Source organism: Ferrimonas balearica (genome assembly GCF_019802055.1).
GTDB lineage: Bacteria > Pseudomonadota > Gammaproteobacteria > Enterobacterales > Shewanellaceae > Ferrimonas > Ferrimonas balearica_A.
Genome location: NZ_JAHVHW010000007.1, coordinates 1,462,971 through 1,485,026, shown reverse-complemented (window position 1 = coordinate 1,485,026; position 22,056 = coordinate 1,462,971). Strand labels below are relative to the sequence as shown.

The following is a 22,056-nucleotide window of genomic DNA, read 5'->3' as shown; positions in this document are numbered from 1 at the left end:
GGTCGCTCTTCACTCTTTCAACCGGCTTGCATCCAGGCTTGGTCGAGCTTTAGAAGCCCAGTCCCTTCTGATTACTGACAAAGTGGGTGATCCCCTCGCCAATTTCGCCGGTAGCGAGATCGGTCAAACGGACGCGAAGCAGGTGCTTGCCCTCTTCAAGTTTCGGCCGAACAAACTGAGCGACAATCATCGGCATAAAACAGCCGTTTTCCGTGTTGAGTGTTTTGGGCACATTGTTGCAACTGTTCAAGCGCTCGTAGACCCAGTGATGGCTGAGTAATTCGATAGGTTGACCATCAATGCTTCCCTCGATGGATCGAGCGTCGAGTTCAGGCGTGATGTCGAAGATGGCCTTTTCCTTCCCGGCAATGGTTTGATTGAATATCTTGGGCTCCAGAGCTGAGGCGAGGTGCATCGGACGAAAGGCGGCAAAAATGGATTGTGAGCCGCCATTGGATGCCCAGACACTTAGGGAATAGACCTCAATGGTATCAAAAGCGATGTCTATCACTTCGTCCTGAACGAACTGCAGGTTCCATCCCCAAAACTCCAGTTGAGTCTTCCCATATTCGGGGAGATCCAGGCTGTACATCGAGTTGTAGTGTCCAGCCGGGATCTCGGCAAGATAGCGCCCCTCGGCGTCACATTTGAAGTAGAGCGAGTCGTCTCCAATCCAACTGCTGGGATTGAAAATCACGTCGCAGCGGGAAACGGGTTGACCCTGTCTGTCAGTTACCTGGCCACTGATGGTTACCATTGGTTGTGCAAGCACGGCACAAGGGAGCAGGACCCCTAAAACAACGAGTCGCAAAGCCAATTGCATAGCACCTCCATGCGCTAGTTATTATGAATCGCTGAGGTAAGTTAACGGCTTCACCATCAGGGGACAAGGTTTAGCTGTGCCGCTTCCATGGCGCAAAGGGTCTCCGTTGACTCGGTGAAAGGGCGAAGGAAGTGGCTATGAGTGCGCGTTTTTTAAAGCGTTTTCCATGAGATTCTGGTTTTGGCACAACTCAGTGGCTTCCATTTGGGTGTCCTACTCATATGGGAGTGATAATGCATCTACCAGTCGGGAAAAGCCTCATTTAAATATTATTTTTGTGAAAAATACTGAGCTTAATTCAGGGCCGGAATAGGTTCCATATTTTCAGGATTAAAGTGAATTTGTTTTTTTGGTTATCCCCCACTTAATCGAGGTAAAGGTCACACTCAATTCCGTGGTGCGGTAAACCACTATCGCTAAGCCAGACCTGGTTAACGTCAACTGAGTGGGTATTAAACACACATCAGGAGAGTTCAGGATGGCTCAATCCACCGCGGTTTCGCGCCGTAATTTCCTTAAGCAAGGCCTGGCATTAGGTGCCGCCGGAGCGGCGGCTCCCGTCATGGCCATGACGCCAGTCGATAAGGGCATTCAATGGGATGAGACCTTTGAAGTTGTCGTTGTTGGCTCAGGCCTGGCGGGCACCTGCGCGGCCATCAGTGCCATCGAGAATGGCGTCAAAAGTCTTGTCATGCTGGAAAAACTGCCGATGTTGGGGGGAACCTCCGCCATCAGTGGCCTCAACTTCGCGGTGGTGAACAGTCACCTGCAGAAACAACAAGGGATCGAAGACAGCGCTGAGCTGTTTGCCAACGACATGTCAAAGGCAGGTGGCTACCAAAACCACTACGAACTGACCTTGAAGATGGCGGAAACCACAACCCGTGCCCTGCCTTGGGCCATCGAGCGTGGCGCCCAATTTCATGACAAGCTGAAATTCCTGGGCGGCCACAGCGTGCCTCGTACCCTTTACCCCATCGGTGGGGGCGGTAATGGCATTTTGCGTCCTCTGCGTCGCTACTTTGTGGAAACCCTCAACGGTCAGATCCGCAGACGCACCAAGTTTGAAAAAATCTATCGGGATGATGACGGACGGGTTGTTGGGATCCAGGTGCGTGAGAACTATCACTTCGACCGAACGCTGGCCAATGATGACCGCGAAAACACCAGTGGTGTGTACAAAAACTATCGCATCACTAAGGGGTTGGTGATGGCGTCCGGTGGATACTCGCGAGACGTTGAGTTCCGCAGTGCGGAGTTCCCCAATATTCGCGAATACATCCCGGCAAAAACCGCCATTGGTGCAACGTCCGGCGCACTGAAATCGATGATTGCCGCCGGTGCACATCCCATCCATATGTCATTGATGCGGTTCTCTTTCAAAATCCCAACCGAAGACATGAAATGGGGCACGATGGTCGACCCGAAAACCGGCAAGCGATTCGTGAATGAACAAAACAACCGTCAGACCCTGGCCGAAGCCATCTGCTACATGATGGATAAGAATGGTGGGGTTTTCCCTCGGAACATCTACGACCAGCAGGGCATTGACAGTTTCCACGACAAGCAGCGACTCGGGTTGGCCCTCAAAGAGGGGACCATCGTCAAATACGACACGCTGGAAGCCCTCTGTGATGCGGAAGGGATTAACCTGACTGGCCTGAAAGCCACGCTGGCCGAGTACAACGCCAACATCAAAGCTGGCACCGATCCCCTATTTGGCAAAAACGTCGCCGAGCTTAACGGTGTTACCGTCGAGCAGGCGCCTTTTTACGCCATTAAAACTCAGCCTGGTTTCACGTACACGCAAGGTGGCGTGAGGATCAACACCGCCGCTCAGGTGATTGATATCAATACTCAGAAGCCCATTCCCGGTTTCTACGCCTGTGGCGAAGCCACCGGAGGCATGTTTGGCCGTATTCGCCTGACATCCTGCTCCTGCCCCGACGCGTTCTCCTTCGGCATCATCGCCGGTGAAGAAGTTGCCAAAGCCTGAACCAAGGAAGTGAAACGATGAAACCGATGATTGCAGTGTTCTGCACTGTGCTTGCGTTTGGAGCCCAAGCTGGCGAACTGATTAACGTGGCGGGTGACCGTGAAGGCCGTCAGAACCACAGCTTTATGTATGAACAGAAAGACTGCAAAAGCTGTCATCAGGATGGTTTGAAGCAGCCCGCTCCAGAAGCCGCTTGCATGACGTGTCACGGCACCTATGAAGAGTTGGCTAAGGCGACGGAGCACCACGCCGATAACCCGCACAACTCACCTCACTGGGGTGCGGATATTCCTTGTACCTTCTGCCACAGCGAGCATAAGCCCGCGCAAAACTGGTGCGCGGAGTGTCATGACTTCGAATATCCGGAGTTCACCCAATAAGGCCAAACGCACGGTTAATGGCGAATAGCCCAGTAATTAATGGCCCCTTGAGGGCCATTTTTTATACTCACCGCGCAGCGCATCAGGCTTTCCCAAAAGCTTCCCACCTTTGGGTTGGATTTCGACTCGGAAGAATAGGCGCAGACCTGAACCGTTTTGCGCACGGGTGGAGCAGTGGGCCCCTACCAAAAAAAAGCCCGGCTCAGCGCGTTAACAACTGAGCCGGGCTTTCCTGTTGTGATGGGTTACTCCCGTTTGACGTAGGCAAACACCACCAGGGAGATGAGGCTGGCAAAGAGTCCGATGGGTAACCAGGTGTTGATATGCAGTACCCATTCATCGGCGCTTTGGTGGTTGACGCCCATGATGGCGGTTTGAAGTTTGGAGAGGCCGAGGTAGTCGCTCCAGATGCTGATCAAACCCAGGATCTGAATGCAGGAGATCACAAACAGAATGTGGTTTTGGCGCTGGCTGGCTCGTTCCGCTTTGCGGATGTAGGCCCGCTCCAGATAGTCCTTAAAGAAGGAAACATAGGACTGAGCGTTTGCCAGGCTGCTCTCAATGTTCCACTTGCCCTCAATCTTGGCGTACACCGCACTGTTGTCCGATTCGATCGCCAGCTTGAAGTTCTCATTGTGCATCTTCAGCTGTTCAATCTTGTTGATGTACTCGTCGATCACGTGGCGCTTACTGCCGATGCGGGCGCGGCTGTTCAGAGCCAGCACATGGTGGTTCAGTGCTTCCATGATCTCGCTGTAGTAGCGCACATAGAACCAGATGAACTGGATGTGGTATTGGATGGGGGCATAACGCAGGTAATAGCGGGGATCGTCGCTGATAATGGTGTGAAAACGACTAAAAAAGGCGTAGTGAACCTTGTCATTGTCCACCACCGTTGTGCGGTTGCCCAGCAGGCGTTCGGCGTTGGCGTTGCAGTTCAGGAACAGGTTCTTAATCCGCTCGTCCCGGGCGGAGGCGTCCACAAACAGGGTGATGTTGCCGGAGTTATTGCCGATGCTGGCAACCTTGAGGCTATTGCGGCGGCGCTCGGAACGGCAGAGCTGCTCCACTTCACCCAGCACCTGAGCACGGATCTGATTGGCCCACTCAGAGAGGGGACTGTCATCCTGCTCCTTCACCATCAGTCCGCGAACCGTGTTGTAGAGGTCGTCCTGGCGGACATCCGCCTGGTCGGCGGTCAGGATCTGTCCCAGCTTGTGGTCCGGCAGCGCAAAGGCTAACTCGTAAACCAGCACGAAGTTGAAGAAGCGGGGATCAAACACCAGGTCGTACACCGTCTCCTCGGGTAGCAGGTACTGGGAGAGGTCATGCTCACCGCCCACCAGAAACGCCGGTTGCTGCAGGTCGGGTTTCAGCAGATTGGCATCGACCCGGCTGGTGGAGTCCGAGAACAGCGATTTGTAGTTCACGAATTTGCGGTGGTGCTGGCGGAACTGCTGTAGCCAGCGGGTTTGAAACGGGTTGTTGTTGTAGCGGTCCCGCAGGGAGCGGGCATGGGACTTTCGAACCAGCAGGTTTTCATACTGGTCCACGCTCACCTCAATGGGCTGAACGCACATCACGCGGATGGTAATCATGTTGACGAGCCCCGCTTAGAGAAACTGTTTGGCGGGATCGTTCAGGTAATCGTCGGAAAGCTGTTCCTTCCGGTAATCCACGGTCAGCTCCTCATCCGGGCCGATATCCCGCAGCGCAACCAGGCGCAGGGGATGGCGGAGCAGGACCGTGTTCGGAGTCCGGGAGTGGTTGATGTAGCTGTAGCTGGTGCGGAATGGACGGGCGAGCAGAGTCTCCTTGTCCAGGTAGTTGCACTCCATGTACACGTACTTGCGGTAACCGCCCAGTGTGGGGCCGACCTGCTCCTCAATCGCCTGGTAATGGGCGATGGGCATCACTTGACCATCCAGCACACAGAGGAGGGTATCCGCCGGGATGGTTGCCGTTGCGTGAAGGCCAAATCCGTGGAGTTGACTGGGGCGAATGTCGGTGTGGGCGATGGTGCTCAGAGTGGCGGAGCGTACGAACTCCAGGTCTTGCGTGTGATCCTGCACAGCCAAATCTTCCGTGAAAACAACAAAGTACTCCGTATATCACAGGGGCATAACGGGTGCAATGTGAGGCTAGGAGAGGTCCCACCCCTTTTTCGGCATCAGCAGGAAGATCAACACGGCCAGCAACAACAGCGCGGGGACGTCGCCCCAGAAGTGGCCAAAGTGGGCAGGATCCGCAAGCGCCTGCCAGGTCATGATGCCAGCGTGTACCAGACTGGACCACGCAGCAAACCAGATCAGACTGCGGTGGGCGAGGGGGTCGCTGCCTGCCCAGAACAGGAACACGCCCAGAGTCGCGTAGATCCCCAGCATCAGTTCGAAGTAGAGGTGGTCCGTCTCCAGGTGCCAGCCCCAGCCAGAGGGCCAGAGCCAGGACAGGGGCAACCAGCCCAGCGCCATGATGACGCCAGCCACACGAAGCACACCCTGGAGTATGTGAACTCGAGCTTCTGCACTCATAAATGGGCCACCGGAATGTCGGGATGCCTTTGTCAGTGTAGCCATTCATGGCCCAATCGGCCGATGCACAAGCGAAGTGAACGGGGTTGAATGAGCTTAATAAAGGGCTCCTGGGCTTGATCTCATCATCTTGTAATCCAAATGGATTTGACCAACAGTAACAGCAGACAAAGGCACCAATGAGGCACACCATGGCACGAGTGGTCTGGACTTTCGTTTTTGTGGTTCTGGCGGGTTGCTCCCCCCAGGCGTCCCACCTTGCGCTGGGCACGCTGGAGCGGGACAGGGTCGCGTTGACCGCAACGGTTAACGAAGTGGTGGTGGCATTGCCGGTGGCTCAGGGCGACACGGTTCAGGCCGGGGATGTGCTGGTTCAGTTGGATGATCGCCAACAGCGCTCCATGGTTGCCAGAGCGGAAGCCGAGGTGCTGCGGGCCGAAGCGAATCTGGAGAAGCTTCGTAACGGGGCGCGGGAGGAGGAGGTGGCCGCCGCTCAGGCTCGTGTTGCCGGTGCTCGGGCTACGCTGGTGGATGCCCAGCAAACCTACCGACGCAATCGTGACCTGGTGGCCGCCAGGATGATCAGCCAGGCGGAACTGGACCGGGCGCTGGCCAATCGGGATGCGGCAGATGCCAATCTTCGCAGTGCCCAGGAACAACTCCGGGAGCTGACCAACGGCACCCGGGAAGAGGATCTGCGCATGGCTGCCGCAGAGCTGGCCGCGAATCAGGCCTCGCTGGAGAGTGAACGCAAGCGGTTGGATGATCTCACCGTCACCGCCACCCGGGACGGCGTTCTGGACAGCCTGCCCTGGAATCTGGGTGAGCGGGTGACCGTGGGAAGCCCGGTAGCGGTGCTGCTTGCCGGGGCCGCTCCCTATGCCCGTATCTATGTGCCAGAGCCCTATCGCGTGCGCATCACCAGCGGCATCGAACTGGCAGTGCATGTGGATGGCTTGTCTGAGCCGATCAAGGGCCGGGTGCGCTGGATCAGCCAGGAACCGGCCTTTACGCCCTATTACGCCCTGAATCAGGAGGAGCGCAGCCGATTGATGTATCTGGCTGAGGTTCAGCTGCCGGATTCCGCATCGGGCTTGCCCAGTGGCGTGCCGGTCCAGGTTGATATGCCGGTCGGGGAGTAAGCGGATGGAGTGGGTAATCGAAGCCCAGGGGCTGACCCGGCGATTTGGCGACTTTACCGCAGTAGACCGCATCGACCTTCAGGTGGCGCCAGGCACCATCTACGGTTTTCTCGGCCCCAACGGCTGCGGCAAAACCACCACCATCCGGATGCTGACCGGACTGCTCACCCCCTCAGAGGGCACGGTAAGAGTGCTTGAACACCCGCTGCCCGGTGATGCCGAGGCGCTTAAGCGGGAGATCGGCTACATGACCCAGAAGTTCTCTCTCTATGAAGACCTGACGGTGCTGGAGAATCTGCGCTTTGTGGCGCGGATCTACAGCCTGCCATACCGGGAGAGCCGCAAACGGATCGAGGAGCTGTTGTCGGTTTACGGCCTTGCTGACCGAGGCAATCAACGGGCAGGAAGCATGAGCGGAGGTCAGCGCCAGCGTCTGGCTCTGGCGGCAGCGGTGCTGCACAAACCCCGGCTGCTGTTTCTCGATGAGCCCACCTCGGCGGTGGACCCGGAAAACCGTCGGGACTTCTGGGAGCAACTGTTCGACCTGTGCGATCAGGGCACCAGCATTCTGGTTTCGACTCACTACATGGATGAAGCGGAGCGTTGTCATCGTCTGGCGATTCTGGAGGAGGGGCAGAAGCGCGCTGACGGCAGCCCGGAAGGGTTGATGACCAATATGGGCGCCCGGGTCGTTGAGGTGGCCGCGCCGGATCTGCGTGCCTTGAAAAAGCAATTGATGGCGCTGCCCGAGGTGATGTCCGCCGCCCAGTTGGGGGCGCGTCTGCGGGTGTTGATTGCGGATAGGATCGAGTCGCCGGAGCGCTGGCTCGCCACGTTACCGATGTTGGGCTCGGCAACCAGTATTGAACCGGTTCGCCCCAGCCTGGAAGACGTCTTTGTCACCTGCACCGGTGGCCGGGGAGGGCAGGCAAATGCGGAGTCTTAGTCGCATTCTGGCGATTGTCGGTAAGGAACTCACTCAGCTCAGCCGGGATCGCATGACCTTTGGCATGGTGGTGATGATCCCCCTTATTCAGCTGATGCTGTTTGGGTTCGCTATTAACACCAATATTCGCCATATCCCCGTAGCGGTGGTGGACCAAAGCGATACCGCGCTGTCGCGCATTCTGGTGCAGACCATCAGTGCCACCCAGGTGGTCACCTTTACTGAGCAGTACGCCACCATCGAGGAGGCGAATGAGGCCATCAAAGGCTCACGGGTGCGGGCTGCACTGGTGATACCGGAGGACCTCAGCCAGCGTCTGGTCCGTAATCAAAGCGTCGGGCTGGGGACGCCGCCGGCCACGGACGAAGAGACCAGCCGCCCGGTGGCGCACTGGTTGGTGGATGGCTCCGACACCATGATTGCGGCCGCCATTAAAGGGTTGCGCGCCATGCCGCTGAAAGAACTCCTGCGCCAGCCCGCCAACCGCAGTGTGCCCACCTTTGAGGTCACCCTGTTTTTCAATCCGGAGCAGCGAACCGCGGTGAACATTGTGCCGGGATTGGTCGGCGTGATCCTGACAATGACCATGATCATGTTTACTTCTGCCGCGATTGTACGTGAACGTGAACGCGGCAACATGGAGATGCTGATCAACACGCCGGTGCGCTCCATTGAGCTGATGCTGGGTAAGATCATCCCCTACGTGTTCATCGGCTTTATCCAGGTCGCCATCATTCTGGGGCTGGGCTATTGGGTGTTTCATGTGCCATTAGGTGGCTCGCTGGCCAGCCTCGCGGGGATCACCGGGTTGTTTATTGCTGCCAGTCTGTCTTTGGGGTTGGTGATCTCAACGCTGGCCACCAATCAGCTTCAGGCGATGCAGATGACGGTATTTGTGCTGCTGCCCTCCATTCTGCTGTCCGGATTTATGTTCCCCTATGAGGGGATGCCGAAACTGGCGCAGCAGATTGCAGAGGTGCTGCCCGCCACGCACTTTATGCGAGCGATCAGGGGTGTCATTCTCAGGGATGCGTCCCTGGCTGACCTGCAACCCGACGCCATCTGGCTGGCGGGATTTACTGTAATCGGCCTGGTAGTGGCATCGTTGCGCTTTAAGAAGCGTTTGGACTGATGATTCCACTTGTGACATCAACCACTTGGTTGCTAGGTTAGTGGTTTGAGTCGTCCTGGATGGACGACACCACACAAGGGCACACGGATGAGCAAGGATACGCAAACGGCAGTGGACGCTGACCCGGGGCCGGTTGGCCTGGGAGGCTGGCTGATTCTGGTGGGGATAGGGGTCTGCATCGCGCCAATTCGGCTGTTTATGGAGCTTCGCTTCTATCCGGAACTCTTTACCGATGGCACCTTTGAGGTGATTACCGATCTCAACTTGGAGAGTTATCACCCGCTCTGGGGCCCTCTGATCATCGGCGAACTCGCCTTTAACCTGGTGATGCTGGTGGCCACCCTGGTGTTGATCGGCCTCTACTTTACCCGTCACCACTGGTTTCCTCGCCTCTATATCATTGTGCTGCTCAGCTTCCTGCTGTTTATCCCCCTGGATATCTGGGTCACCACGCTGGTGCTGCCGGATATGCCGGTTTGGGACAAAGAAACCGCCGATCAGATGATGCGCACCGTGGTCAGTTGCGCCATCTGGGTGCCGTACATGCTGCGTTCCCGCCGGGTGAAGAACACCTTTGTGCGGGGCCGGTCGCAGCAAGGTGCCCCGGCCGCCGTCAGTGAACAGGAGCCTGTCAGCGGATGATCGCGCTACTCAGCCATCCGGAGCGTCCGGTCGCTCTGACCGCGCTACGCCATGTAATGGCGGGCATGAACCGCCCCTCCATCGGCTATATCGCCTCACAACCCGACCCCCAGTGGCACTATTTTGAGCCGGTGATGCAGCGCTATCGCAGTATGGGGGCCGGTGAGGTGCACTACCTCGAACTGGAGGGACGCTATGACGCAGATGTGGCCAAAAAGGTGTTGGATTGCGATGTGGTCCACCTGAGCGGGGGCAATACATTCCGCTTTCTTGCTGCGCTTCGTCACCGGGGGCTGCTGTCCTGCCTGCGTGAAAGGGTTGAGTCGGGCAGGGCGATAGTGGGGGTCAGTGCCGGAGCGATGGTGATGACCCAGTCGGTGGAATCGGCGCTGCTCTGTGGTGACAGGAATGAGGTGGCACTCGACGAGATGTCCGGCCTTCAGTTGTTGCCACTGCTGTTTGTCCCGCACGCTTCTATGGCGATCAGCACTGACGCCCGGGCATTGGCCCAGCGGGTTGGTTATCCGGTGGTGCTCTGTGACGACGACAGTGCACTGCTGGCCCAGGGTGAGGACATAGTGGCGCTGGGATCACCCCATTGGATCACGGCCACCCCGGAACAACCCTGAATCTGAGCCAGCAAATGCCAGCCAGCGCACGTCATAAAGCCGGGCGCTGAACTATCATTGCGCTTCCTCTTAAGGAGCGTTATGAGCAACTACTTTGAATCGCCCTTTGTGGGCAAACCCCTCTCTGAACAGGTCAGCAACCCCAATATCCAGGTGGGGGCGCACAGCTATTACTCCGGCTATTATCACGGCCACCCCTTCGAGCAGTGCGTCCGTTACCTGATTCCGGACCGTACCGACGTGGATAAGCTGATCATCGGCCGCTACTGCTCCATCGGCACCGGTGCCGTCTTTGTTATGGCGGGCAATCAGGGCCACCGGACCGATTGGGTCAGCACCTTTCCCTTCTTCTACCAGTCCAATCCCGCCTTTGAGGGCGCACAGGATGCCTGGCAACCCGCCGGGGATACGGTTGTGGGGAATGACGTCTGGGTGGGCAGTGAGGCGATGATCTTGCCCGGTATCCAAATCGGCGATGGCGCCGTTATTGCGGCACGGGCGGTGGTCACAAAGGATGTGCCCCCCTACGCTATCGTGGCGGGCAACCCGGCTCGCGTTATCCGTCATCGATTTGAGGAAGCGCAGGTCGCCAAACTGCTTGAGATGGCCTGGTGGTTATGGCCGGAGGCGGAGCTTAAGGCGGCAATGCCGCTGCTTTGTAGCGGCGATGTGGATAGCCTGTATGCCCTTTGGTGTAAAACGGCAAAGTAATCACCAGCCCTTGCCGCTATCGACTGTTCTTTCAGAACGAATCTGAAAGATAATTACGCCCTGTGCGCTCACTATTTGACCCGCACAAGCGAGAGTGAATCGGTATGGAATTTGACCGATAGTAATGGCGCTGTTGTGGATGTTGCCCGGCGGTGTCGTGAGGGTGGGCCTGATGTGAGGTTGTGGCGAGAAAGTCACCGGTTTTCTTAGGCTTGAGCAGCCTCTTGCGACACGGGTGCCGGGCTGTGATCTGGCTCTCTCGACACTTCATCGAATGAAATTACCATCGAACCTAACTCTTAAGTTCGTGGTAATTTTTATGGAAGTTTTCATCAGTTTGCTGGGGATGGCGACCCTGATCGGTATCGCCCTGCTGTTCTCTGAGAACCGGCGTGCGATCAACGTGCGCACCGTTGCTGGCGCATTGGCGTTTCAGGTGGCGTTTGGTGCCTTCGTGATGTTTGTGCCCGCTGGCCAGAGCGTCCTCCAGGCCGCCTCCAATGGTGTGAACAGCGTCATTGGCTACGCCAACTCCGGCTTGAGCTTCCTGCTGGGAGACCTGGCCAACTTTAAGGTTGGCTTTATCTTCCTGCTCCACGTACTGGGCCCGCTGGTGTTCATCAGCGCCCTGATCTCCGTCCTTTACTATCTGGGCGTGATGCAGAAGGTGATCGGTGGTATCGGTGGTGTGCTGCGTTCCATTCTCGGCACCTCCCGCGCGGAATCCCTCTCCGCCACCGCCAACATCTTTGTGGGCCCCATTGAAGCCCCCTCCATGGTGCGTCCTTTTGTGAACCGCATGACCCGCTCTGAGCTGTTTGCCGTGATGACCGGCGGTCTGGCTTCCGTGGCGGGTGGCACCATGATTGGCTACATCTCCCTGGGCATCGATCCCAAGTACATCCTGACCGCCTGCTTTATGACGGCACCGGCTGGCTTGCTGTTTGCCAAGCTGCTGTGTCCGGAAACCGAAAAAGCGGAAGAGGATCTGAACAAAGTGGTGGACGAGGTCGAAGACAAGCCCGCCAACGTCCTGGATGCCGCTGCCGCCGGTGCCAGCATGGGGATGCAGCAGGTACTGCAGGTGGGCGCGCTGCTGCTGGCGTTCGTGGCCCTGATCGCCATGATCAACGGCATGATTGCGGGGACTGCCGCATTCTTTGGTTACGGCAACGCTGACCTGGCTGCGGCCTTCTCCGCCCTGCAGGCCACCGCCGGCACCCTGCCTGCTTTTGGCGACTTTGCCGCTTCTCTGGCGCAAGCCTCCGGCCTGAATGCCGCTGAGATTGGCCAGTGGGTCACCAGCGTTGATCGCGCCGTGCTGATCGACAACCTCAGCACTCTGAACCTGGGCGACAATAACGCCGCTGCCGTGCAAGCCGTAATGAGCGCTGCCGAAGCCAAACTGCAGCTGCAAACCATTCTGGGTGTGCTGCTGGCGCCGCTGGCCTGGGTAATGGGTGTGCCGTGGGCGGAAGCACAGGTGGCGGCCTCCTTTATCGGTCAGAAGCTGGCGATCAACGAGTTCGTGGCATACGTCGACTTTATGGCCGTATCCGAAACCCTGAGCCCGAAAACTCAGATCATCGTGACCTTTGCGCTGTGTGGCTTTGCCAACTTCGGCTCACTGGCCATGGTGATTGGCGGTCTGGTCGCGATGGCACCAGAGCGTCGTCATATCCTGGGTCAAATCGGCCCTCGCTGCCTGCTGGCTGCGGCCCTGGCTAACCTGATGAGCGGCACCATTGCGGGCCTGCTGTTTACCTTCCAATAATCGGAGAACTCACATGACTCCTCACATTAATGCGCCGGAAGGTGCTTTTGCTGAAACCGTACTGATGCCGGGCGACCCGCTGCGTGCCAAGTACATCGCTGAGAACTTCCTGGAAGACGTGGTGCAGGTGTGCGACGTGCGTAACATGCTGGGCTTTACCGGCACCTACCAGGGCAAGCGCATCTCCGTGATGGGCTCCGGTATGGGCGTACCGTCCATCTCCATCTACGCCAAAGAGCTGATCACCGAATACGGTGTGAAAAACATCATCCGCATCGGTTCCTGCGGCGCCATCTCCGACGACGTGAAGATGATGGACGTAGTACTGGCGATGGGCGCTTCCAGCGACTCTGGTGTTAACCGCACCCGCTTCCCGGGCACCGACTTCGCCATGATCGCGGACTTCGGCCTGCTGTCTGCCGCCGTGAATGCGGCAGAGAAGCTGGGCGCCAACTACCACGTGGGTAACGTCTACACTTCCGACCTGTTCTACAGCCCGGACGAGAGCCGCTACGCCACCATGGCCAAGTACGGCATGCTGGGTGTGGAGATGGAAGCGGCTGGCCTGTACGGCGTGGCCACTGAGTTCGGTGCCAAGGCACTGGCGATGATGACCGTTACCGACCACATCGTTCGCGGTGAGCACCTGACTCCGGAAGAGCGTCAGCTGACTCTGAACGACATGATCAAGCTGACTCTGGAAGCGGCCATCTCTCTGGACTAAGCCGCCCGGAATCCTGAAAAAAAGCCTCCCTTGTGGAGGCTTTTTTATTGCGTGTCTTACGGCAGTTGATCCGTAGCGTGGGCTTTTAGCCCACGGACAGGAGGTTCTGAATTGGGTGCGGCCGTGGGCTGTAAGCCCACGCTACCCGTCACTACGCATCTTTCATTTTTCCAATCGTTTACCGCGATCAACGGGCGAACAGCGCACTTTGCCCATACACTCAATGGCATCGTCCGGCGCATTCTGTTGTGGAGCGTGCGGCCACGGAATTGTGGATTAACCGGCGTCGAAACCGTGGGTTTCGGCACCATTGCGATTAAGGAGCGCCTGACCATGGCGAAAACCATTCTGATTACCGGCGCCACCGACGGGATTGGATTGACCACCGCACGCTACCTTGCGGAGGCGGGCCACTCTCTGCTGATCCACGGTCGCAACGAGAAAAAGCTGGCGGATTGTCAGGCGATGCTCAGCGCACTTCCCGGGGCAGGCCCGATACAAACCTGTCTGGCGGACCTCTCCAACCTCGACGAGGTGGTAGCGATGGCCTCCGATATCCTCGCATCCGGCACCCGGCTGGATGTGCTGATCAACAACGCCGGGGTCTACGCCACGCCTCATAAACGGGCCGAGCAGGGCTGGGATACCCGCTTTGTCGTCAATGCGCTCGCTCCCTACTTGTTGGCGAGGAAATTGGCCCCTTTGCTTGGGTCAGAAGGGCGGGTGGTTAACCTCTCTTCGGCGGCTCAGTCCAGTGTCGAACTCGACGGCATGCGGGGAGAGCGTCTTCTCTCCGATGGCGCCGCTTACGCCCAGAGCAAACTGGCTCTGACCATGTGGTCACGATATTGGGGGCTGAACCGGGCGCCAACGGACCCCATCATCGTAGCGGTCAATCCCGGTTCATTGCTGGGCAGCAAGATGGTGACGGAGGCGTTTGGTATCGCCGGAGGGGATCTCAGCATCGGCGCGGACATCGTGGTTCGGGCAGCACTCTCCGAGGATTTTGCCAACGCGTCCGGTCAGTACTTCGATAATGACACCGGCCATTTTGCATCGCCCCACCCGGACGCCCTCAACGCCGAAACCTGCGCGGAGGTGGTCAACGCCATTGAAGCGTTGCTGAGCGAATATTTGGTGGCGTAATGCTGAGGTGGGGTAGGGGGAAAGAGGATGCCTGCGGCATGATCGGCTTGGTGGAATGTAAGGATGGGCGCCGCGTTGGCGGCAGCAACCAGAAGGGCTTCGCCCCTCTGGACTCCCCTTTGCCTCCCTGCGGTTTGCGCTGCACGCAAGCCCTCGAAGTCGGCGACGGAGCGGGCGGGTTACTTAAATTTGGGGGGCTGCTATCGCCCCCAAAGGAGTCACTCGGGGTTTCGATCACCCTGACCCCTTGAACTCTTCTTCGCCTACCCCACTATAAGTCGCCGGCGACGAGCGCCGGCGAACTTAAAGGGCCTTAAGCGGGGACCGGCCCCTGGCGGTAAGCATTGTAAGCCACAACCCCACCCCCCCTTAGGGAAACCGAAGAGATCGCCCCAGCCTGCACCATTGCCACGCCCAGTGCGCGGCCCAGATTGCTGTCAGCCAGGGTTAAACCCTTCATGCCTTTAACGTCTGAGGTTTCACCCATCGCCTGCCTGGTGAAATCCCAAATCGCCGAGGCATGGTGCTTCGCCTGACCAATAAGGACTCTAAATTTGTAATCCTTAGACAACGCATTGTCCACGAGCAGTGCGCTTAGGATATTCTCCGGGATCATTGGTACTTCGAACGCCAGACCCGCCTGCTCGGCACAATCCATAGCCACCTCGTCATGCTTAAGCGGTTTACCTTCTGGCAACTCTACCTCACCCACCGGCGGGAGGATCAGGCGTCGTACTAGGGGGGACTCTGCAAGTGCTTTGGCCGACACAGCCCCCTCAGAAATGAGGGTAAACAGCTGCTCCTTGCTCAATTTAGCCGAGGTTATAAGCGTCTCTGCCAGTCCAGCATAGGGTCCCAGCCCAATCCGCCACACCCCGTCTTTGAACAAGTTATCAACATGGTCCAGCACCAGTTGGGCCGCTTTATGGACAAGGCCTTTCTCGATCAAAACCCGGATTGTCTCCTCATCCGGCTTAAGCATTCGGGTCCCCTGATAACGCTCGATTTCCTCACGGGACATAGACCGCAGAGCCTCAGCCTCAAAGGGATCGGCCATCATCACGTGGTAATCGAACCCAACCTCAAGTGGAATACGACCCATCTCAATAGCTTTACACAGGTCTGCACGGACGTCCTCATCCAGGCCATCCACGCTTTCCAGCAAAGCAGGTTTCACAGTCGGGTCCGACATAAAGAGGCATATGGCCGCATCCAGGGCCGCCTTAACATCAACATCGTCTCCGCCAAACCTCAGGGCTTCAATTACGTTGCCCCACTTAGGCGATACTTTCCGCTTCTTGAACGCGGAGGCTAGGTGAAGCGGGGCCTCAAGCCACGCCGAGGTATCGTCTACCTCAAAGCTGGCCTCCCCGATCAAGGTCTCTGGTGTCAGTTTTAAAACCTCACACTCAACCTCCAGTACCTTCGCCAACTCAAACACTGCTCCATCGGGGACTGCCAGCACCTGACCCTCCAGGATCATCCGCGCAAAACGAGTCGAATTCTCTGGGATCGCCAAGTAGGCTTGAAAACCTTTCTTATTCGACGGGAGATCACGGTATCGAACCGGCAAGCTAGGGGCTTCTGTGCCGCCATAAAACCCGGCGACAACAGGCAGCGTGGCCCGATTCAATTCTACGACCTCCTCCTTGACAGCCGTCGGGATTACACTGGGGTCCAAGTGTGCGCCACCCAGGTTCTTGAAGCGAACACCGTAATCTCCCATGCCATCTGCGATCTGCTTAAAGAATTTCGGACCGCGCGCTAACGCCACCAACAATGCCTTTGGGTCATTGTCGATCTTCGCCTGCAAGGAGTCAGTGGTACTTTCCAAGATGATGACACTCCCCCCTAGGTTAGCTTGCTCCCCTAATACCGCAAAAATGACTGACAGCACCGACCGTTCATCATCCCCTGCAAGATCAGCCAATGAATCGATCGCGTAATTACAATGCCTGGCCACATAGCTAAACGCCCTCTCTTTGGCTACTGTGTGCAGGGCCACCAACCGTTCCGCACAATCTCCTTTTAGGTTGTAGTGCGCATCGATGATGGCATCCAACAGAGCCCGATTCGGACCGTCGCCCGCCTCGAGACTCTCATGCAAGTGGCACACAAGCCCATGGTTGTATGCTGCCGGTGAACGAGCATTGTTTATCCGAAGATCAGGCAAAATCTCGCTGTAATCCGTGCAGAGGTACCCCGCATAGTACTCACCGCCTCCAGTCAGCGCCCGAAGAAACTCATAGTCTTGAGCCGTCAGCGCACCGGGCTTGGCTCGACTGGTGTAGTTTTTGTGATTCTCACGGAGGTCCCCATTCAGCAACAAGGCACGTAAGAGCGGCATCGCTTTGAGTTCTTCGTACCAAACATTGAGTGCATCGATGTGCTCGTGCTTGCCAGCCAGCAGATCCTCGCCTTCAATGGCGCTAATCCAGCTACTTGCCTCGGCCACAGCAATTGCGGCGATCTTACGCTCTAGCGCAATAACCTCTTCCTGCAAGGTAGCGACCGTTTCTGTTTCCTTCTCGGCCAACCGCTTAGCTCGGAGCCGGATATTTGGAACCATCGCATCCAACAGGCCGTCTACGTTTCTGTGGCCATGATTGTTCACGTATTGATTCGCGAAAACCAACTGCACAGCAGTTTGGCCATTCAGCCCTAGAACCTTCTTGAGAAAATCCTCCGGCGCACTATTTAGCTGGACACCGTTTAGGTTGCTTTGAGCCAAACCCGAACCCGGTCGAAGCTCCAACAGTTTTGAGCGAAGCAGGTGACCAAGCTCGTCCGCGCCGTCGAATCGCTCTTGAGCAAGCTCTGCCAGGGTCTCTTCAATATTCTCCCGCTTATTCCGAGCAACGTCACTCCGCAACCCCGCAACTACCTTGCCCATGGCTTCCAGCTGCCCAAGCACACCCTGGCCAGTGAGCATCTTGGCAAAATCGTTCGGGTAAAAGACCTTATAGGCGCAATAAGAGAAGAGGATGGCCTGGGTCTCACCGCCACGCTGCCCCTGCTCAGTAGTTTCATTGGGCCAGTCAGCTCTAAGCACGTCCATATGGCATTGCAGATCGGCCACCAGACTTTTCAGCATCCGCATGTCCTGGATGTGCAGAGTGATCAGGGAGATCAGAGGCTTCTTTTTCTGCTCCCAGTCCCATGAACCCATCCACAGACCAGCCCGCTCAAGCTCAGCCTGAAGGTGACCCTTTGCATTGAACGGCGAAACCACTGGCAAAATGGAGATGTTGGCATCGAAGAATTTGGTCTTGTCCGTGTTCAGCTGGAACACATCCTCCCGGACCGCATAAATGAATCGCACATGCTGCCTTACCTTGTCCGAGTCATTGATGATCTTGTTGAGCTCCTTGAGACGCTCAAAGATGGCCGTGCCCTTAAAGCGGTCCATGTCCTCAAAGATCACAACCTCGACGCCGCTGTTGCCAAAGTAGACCAGTAACTCCTCAAGATGGCGGTTAAATAACGACTCTGGTTGGGAGCCGGCATGGTCCAACTCCAGCTCGCCGCTAATCGGGTTGATCTTCGACAACCGTACCTTTCGCATAAGCCCAAGGACATCGGTGAAGAAATACGCGATCACACCAAGAAGGGTTAACCCACACAGCACCACCGCCACCAGCACAAACCCTGAGTCCGACGTCATCAATCCGTACAACCAGGCCCAGACCTCCTCCCGACCGGCGATCATGCCGGTCAGGCCGCCCATTAGAAGGGCTGCCAGCAGGAAAGCCCTTAACCAGTCCCCGCCCGAAATACCGGGACAACCAGCATCGCGTAGTCTTAAAGCGCGATCGGTATCGTCAGCCTGACGATAGAGGATCTGTTTCAGTACCGCAGTCTCCAGCCGGCGCACCTCCTCCTCACTACACCCATCCACAGACGCGTCAGGATAAGCAGACTGGACCACTTGCGCGTTACTGCTGGCGCCGTAGCACCCCAAGGTGATCACGATGTGAGAGGGCCGGCCCTCTTGCTGGAAGAAACTATGCAGAAAACTTGACTTGCCAGTTCCATACCCGCCTGTCACAGCAATGCCGTTCACCAACGGTCGGGTCAGAAAGTCCTCAAGACGTAAGCTGTACGGGCAATCGCTACCGGCCTGCACACTAGGAGTCAGATCCAGGTACTCAGCCGATTTCTCCGCCTCGCCCTCACCTTGGCCTTTGCTTGCCCACATCCGACTTAGCTGCCCAGAGATACGCTCAAGTCCCTCGTTATCCTTCACCAGGCAGCAGACCAGACCAACTCTCGCGCGATGCAGGCACTGGTTATACATGCCAACTCCCTTTGCCTTGAGGTTTTCCAGCCCTTCCTTTATCACTCCTATCACCCTCAATACCCTCAATTCTTCTGCTTATCCAGCCACTCAACTGGGACGGGACCGCTAGCTCGCCATCGTATGCTAAAGCGGTACCGGCAGCCCGTCCATCCAAGGCCATTTTGAGACACGTCACAAAATCTACTTTGGGCCTGCGACAGCGGCCATCCCACGACACCGCCTGCGCCCAGGCCCTCGGGATTGTGGGTTCAAGAGGGTAGAGCAATAGAAATTGTGACTGGCCACTCCTGGCGCCTTACCAGCCATTAGATAGCGCGCCAAAGTCAGTCTTTTCGTGGATGTGGTAGTAACACGGCGGGTGGTTTTGCTCGTTAAAATAGGTTGCATGAGTCGCCACCGCTTTCTATCGGACGGCTCGCTGCCAGACTCTCATCCCTGCTTTGTTGTCACCGCTGCGTCTGCCGCGCTTTGGGCCGTTCCCTCTGGCAGCCACAGGCTGACTTTCAGGCCGCCTCCGTCGCGGTTTTGCAGTTGAATCTGCCCGCCGTGGGCTTCCGTAATCTCCCGGCATAGCGCCAGCCCCAGTCCAGTGCCCTGGTGCTTGGTGGAGTAGAAGGGCAGCAGGGCCTGATCCAGTATGGCCGGGCTCATGCCGTTGCCTCTGTCTGCCACGGTGATCATCACGCCATCCCCCTGCGTCTGAATCGAGAGGGTCACCTCAGGGGCGGCGCTGCCGCTTTCCCGGGCGTTCTTCAGCAGGTTTACCAGTACCCGCTCCAACTGGCTTGGGTCGAACCAACCCGGTTGTTCCGGCAGGGGGCCGGACAGGGTAAAGGGGTATTGCGCCTTGAGTGCCTCCACAAAGGGGGACCAGACCACCGCTTCCGGCCTTGGGGCCGGGAGTTTGGCGAAGGTGGCGTAGCCCTGAATAAAACGGTTGAGGCTGGTGCAGCGCTCCTCAATGGTGTTGAACACCCGCTGCAACCGGGGATCGCTCTGTTCGTTCAACAGGGCACGGCCACTGTGGCTCATGGAACTGATGGGCGCGAGGCTGTTGTTGAGTTCGTGGCTGATCACCCGGATCACCTTTTTCCAGGCGGCCGCTTCCTGACGGGCCAGTTCACGGGTAAGTCGACGGGCCAGGATCAGGCGATGGGGTAGGTTGTGCAGTTGAAACTGTCCCTGAACCAGGTGGTAGGTTTCGCTCTGCCGGTCCGATTCCGCGAGGGAGTAGAGTCCCTCCTGATGGGATTGGAACATCGCCCGCACCGCTTCCGGTTGCTCGGCCAGCAGCGTATCGAACTGGTGCCCCTCAAGGTGAGTGCGCTGAAAGAAGCGCTCGGTTTCCCGGTTCGCCAGGATGATGCGTTGCTCCCGGTCGATCAGCAGTACCAGTACCGGCGAGTTCTGAATCACCTTATCCAGAATCAGCTCCCGTTGGTGCAGGGTGTAGCGTTCCTGACGCAGTTTTACCGCCATCTGGTTGTAGTGGGTCGCCAATGCGCGGATCTCCGGAGAACCGCGGACTGGCAGTGAAGCACTGAAATCGCTGTCGGAGAAGTTGAGCACTCCGGCCTCCAGTGAGGCCAGACCCTGCCGCAATGGGCGGGTGAGGTAGAACAGCAGGGTAGCGAGAAGGGGAAACAGCATCAGGGTGATCAGCCCCATTTTCATCCACTCGGGCATGGGGCCAAAGAAAGCGGGAAGCAGTGCCGTCATCGCCACCGTAAAGGCGGCGGCAAGGCCGGCGCAGAGTGCGGCCAGCAGAACCAGCAGAACCCGTATGCTCAACGCACCATCTCCAGTTTCTCCATCCTTCGATACAGCTGTTGCCGGGAGATCCCCAATGACCGGGCGGCCCGGGCAATCACCCCTCCATGGCAAGCCAGCGCCTGAGTGATCGCCTCCTCATCCAACTCTGCGGGAGAGCGGGTGGGCGCAACAGGCGGACGCTCCAACGCCAGATCTGCCTCGTTGATCACGCCGTTCTGGCACAGCAGAGCGGCGCGGGCGATGGCGTTCTCCAACTCCCGCACATTGCCGGGCCAGGGGTGCGCCATCAGCGCGCGACAAGCGGCTTCACTCAGTTGGGCCTGCTCCGCCAGGAAGTGCTCGGCCAGGGGCAGGATCTCCTCCGGCCGCTCCGCCAGACCCGGCAGCGCCAGTTGCACCACATTGAGCCGGTAGTAGAGATCTTCCCGGAACGTCCCGGCCTGAATGGCGGCGGGCAGATCGGCATTGGTGGCGCTGATCACCCGAACACGCACCTTTCGGGTCTGGTGGCTGCCAAGCCGTTCAAACTCACCGGTTTGCAGCACACGCAGCAGCTTTATCTGGCCGGATAGGGGCAGGTTGCCCAGTTCGTCCAGAAACAGGGTGCCGCCATCGGCGGCTTCAAAGCGGCCGATACGGGCTTTGGTGGCGCCGGTATACGCGCCCGCCTCGGCGCCAAACAACTCCGCTTCCATCAGTTCCGGCGGCAGGGCACCGACGTTGACCTTGATAAAGGGCTGATCCCGCAGGGAGGAGTTGGCGTGCAGGATATCGGCGATGCGCTCCTTACCGGCACCGTTGGGGCCGGTGATCAGCACCGGCAGGTCGGAGGCGGCGACCCGGGTGGCGGTTTCCAGCAGGGCAACCATCGCCGGGCTGTGCACCTGCATGCCACAGAGATCAAAGCGGGAGAGTCGCTTTAACTGGCTGGCCTGCTGATAGTGGCGCGCTTTCTCCTGACGGCGCAGGCGGGACAGCTCCAGCAGGTTGTTGACCGTGAGTCGCAGTTTCTGATCGTCCCAGGGTTTGCCCAGGTAATCGGCGGCGCCCGCTTTGACCAACTCAACCGCCATCGCCAGATCGGTCCAGGCGGTCAGCAGCACAATCGGCAGGCCGGGTTGTTTGGCCTGTAATGCATGAAACAGGGTTCGGCCCTCATTCCCGGAGGTGGTGTCGGCACTGAAATTCATGTCCTGAATCACCAGTGCGATCTCCTCCTGCTCCACCATCTCCAGAGCGGCTTCGGGAGAGGTACAGCAGAGGGTCTGGTGGCCATCCAGCTCCAGCAAGAGCGACAGCGCCTCACCAATAGCGGGGTTGTCGTCAATGATAAGAATTCGGTCCATGGCCACTCAGCTCCCTGATTCGCTCATCATAGGTTACGGATTTTTAACAAGGTATCCAGTA

At 57.8% G+C, this 22,056-nt stretch carries 18 protein-coding genes; 11 read left to right on the top strand and 7 right to left on the bottom strand.

Annotation, left to right across the window (positions count from 1 at the left end):
* Nucleotides 1-49: 49 nt before the first annotated feature.
* Nucleotides 50-823, bottom strand: coding sequence for a carboxypeptidase-like regulatory domain-containing protein (locus KUV52_RS14415; RefSeq protein WP_222526616.1), 774 nt, complete (start codon nucleotides 821-823; stop codon nucleotides 50-52).
* A gap of 478 nt (nucleotides 824-1,301) precedes the next feature.
* On the opposite strand from KUV52_RS14415, the gene KUV52_RS14410 reads away from it, so the two are divergent.
* Nucleotides 1,302-2,819, top strand: coding sequence for a flavocytochrome c (locus KUV52_RS14410; RefSeq protein WP_222526859.1), 1,518 nt, complete (start codon nucleotides 1,302-1,304; stop codon nucleotides 2,817-2,819).
* Nucleotides 2,820-2,836: 17 nt separating this feature from the next.
* The gene (locus KUV52_RS14405) at nucleotides 2,837-3,199 is read left to right on the top strand and encodes a cytochrome c3 family protein (protein ID WP_222526615.1); all 363 of its coding nucleotides are present in this window, start codon (nucleotides 2,837-2,839) and stop codon (nucleotides 3,197-3,199) included.
* A 245-nt stretch (nucleotides 3,200-3,444) separates the two neighbouring features.
* Here KUV52_RS14405 and KUV52_RS14400 read toward each other — a convergent pair whose 3' ends face one another.
* The 3 genes from KUV52_RS14400 to KUV52_RS14390 form a co-directional block, all read right to left on the bottom strand.
* A complete protein-coding gene (locus KUV52_RS14400; protein ID WP_222526614.1) occupies nucleotides 3,445-4,797 on the bottom strand; it encodes a hypothetical protein in 1,353 nt (450 codons plus the stop codon).
* A 15-nt stretch (nucleotides 4,798-4,812) separates the two neighbouring features.
* Nucleotides 4,813-5,271, bottom strand: a complete 459-nt coding sequence (locus KUV52_RS19040; RefSeq protein ID WP_222526613.1) for an SET domain-containing protein — start codon at nucleotides 5,269-5,271, stop codon at nucleotides 4,813-4,815.
* Between the two features lie 69 nt (nucleotides 5,272-5,340).
* Nucleotides 5,341-5,730, bottom strand: coding sequence for a DUF6632 domain-containing protein (locus KUV52_RS14390; RefSeq protein WP_222526612.1), 390 nt, complete (start codon nucleotides 5,728-5,730; stop codon nucleotides 5,341-5,343).
* Between the two features lie 191 nt (nucleotides 5,731-5,921).
* Here KUV52_RS14390 and KUV52_RS14385 point away from each other — a divergent pair, with 191 nt between their 5' ends.
* From KUV52_RS14385 to KUV52_RS14345, 9 genes are all read left to right on the top strand, one after another.
* The gene (locus KUV52_RS14385; protein ID WP_222526611.1) at nucleotides 5,922-6,872 is read left to right on the top strand and encodes an HlyD family secretion protein; all 951 of its coding nucleotides are present in this window, start codon (nucleotides 5,922-5,924) and stop codon (nucleotides 6,870-6,872) included.
* A gap of 4 nt (nucleotides 6,873-6,876) precedes the next feature.
* Complete coding sequence (locus KUV52_RS14380; protein WP_222526610.1) at nucleotides 6,877-7,818, top strand: ATP-binding cassette domain-containing protein; 942 nt, start codon at nucleotides 6,877-6,879, stop codon at nucleotides 7,816-7,818.
* Complete coding sequence (locus tag KUV52_RS14375; protein WP_222526609.1) at nucleotides 7,805-8,950, top strand: ABC transporter permease; 1,146 nt, start codon at nucleotides 7,805-7,807, stop codon at nucleotides 8,948-8,950. Before KUV52_RS14380 ends, KUV52_RS14375 begins: the two co-directional genes overlap by 14 nt.
* Before the next feature lie 87 nt (nucleotides 8,951-9,037).
* Nucleotides 9,038-9,592 (top strand): DUF2569 domain-containing protein, encoded by a 555-nt coding sequence (locus KUV52_RS14370; protein ID WP_222526608.1) that lies wholly within the window; start codon nucleotides 9,038-9,040, stop codon nucleotides 9,590-9,592.
* The gene (locus KUV52_RS14365; RefSeq protein ID WP_222526607.1) at nucleotides 9,589-10,221 is read left to right on the top strand and encodes a Type 1 glutamine amidotransferase-like domain-containing protein; all 633 of its coding nucleotides are present in this window, start codon (nucleotides 9,589-9,591) and stop codon (nucleotides 10,219-10,221) included. Before KUV52_RS14370 ends, KUV52_RS14365 begins: the two co-directional genes overlap by 4 nt.
* Nucleotides 10,222-10,302: 81 nt before the next feature.
* A complete protein-coding gene (catB, locus tag KUV52_RS14360; RefSeq protein ID WP_222526606.1) occupies nucleotides 10,303-10,932 on the top strand; it encodes a type B chloramphenicol O-acetyltransferase in 630 nt (209 codons plus the stop codon).
* Between the two features lie 319 nt (nucleotides 10,933-11,251).
* Nucleotides 11,252-12,706: a NupC/NupG family nucleoside CNT transporter gene (locus KUV52_RS14355; RefSeq protein ID WP_222526605.1), complete on the top strand. Its 1,455-nt coding sequence runs from the start codon at nucleotides 11,252-11,254 to the stop codon at nucleotides 12,704-12,706.
* A gap of 13 nt (nucleotides 12,707-12,719) precedes the next feature.
* Nucleotides 12,720-13,430 (top strand): purine-nucleoside phosphorylase, encoded by a 711-nt coding sequence (deoD, locus tag KUV52_RS14350; RefSeq protein ID WP_222526604.1) that lies wholly within the window; start codon nucleotides 12,720-12,722, stop codon nucleotides 13,428-13,430.
* Nucleotides 13,431-13,763: 333 nt separating this feature from the next.
* Nucleotides 13,764-14,576 carry an SDR family NAD(P)-dependent oxidoreductase gene (locus KUV52_RS14345; RefSeq protein ID WP_222526858.1) on the top strand — a complete coding sequence of 271 codons (813 nt, stop codon included), beginning with the start codon at nucleotides 13,764-13,766 and terminating at the stop codon, nucleotides 14,574-14,576.
* 313 nt (nucleotides 14,577-14,889) lie between these two features.
* On the opposite strand, the gene KUV52_RS14340 is transcribed toward KUV52_RS14345, so the two are convergent.
* The 3 genes from KUV52_RS14340 to KUV52_RS14330 all read right to left on the bottom strand — a co-directional run bounded on the left by KUV52_RS14340 (nucleotide 14,890) and on the right by KUV52_RS14330 (nucleotide 21,995).
* Complete coding sequence (locus KUV52_RS14340) at nucleotides 14,890-18,918, bottom strand: hypothetical protein (RefSeq protein ID WP_222526603.1); 4,029 nt, start codon at nucleotides 18,916-18,918, stop codon at nucleotides 14,890-14,892.
* A gap of 387 nt (nucleotides 18,919-19,305) precedes the next feature.
* The gene (locus KUV52_RS14335) at nucleotides 19,306-20,667 is read right to left on the bottom strand and encodes a sensor histidine kinase (RefSeq protein WP_261389989.1); all 1,362 of its coding nucleotides are present in this window, start codon (nucleotides 20,665-20,667) and stop codon (nucleotides 19,306-19,308) included.
* Nucleotides 20,664-21,995, bottom strand: a complete 1,332-nt coding sequence (locus KUV52_RS14330) for a sigma-54-dependent transcriptional regulator (RefSeq protein WP_222526602.1) — start codon at nucleotides 21,993-21,995, stop codon at nucleotides 20,664-20,666. The genes KUV52_RS14335 and KUV52_RS14330 overlap by 4 nt, the downstream gene beginning before the upstream one ends.
* Between the last annotated feature and the right edge of the window lie 61 nt (nucleotides 21,996-22,056).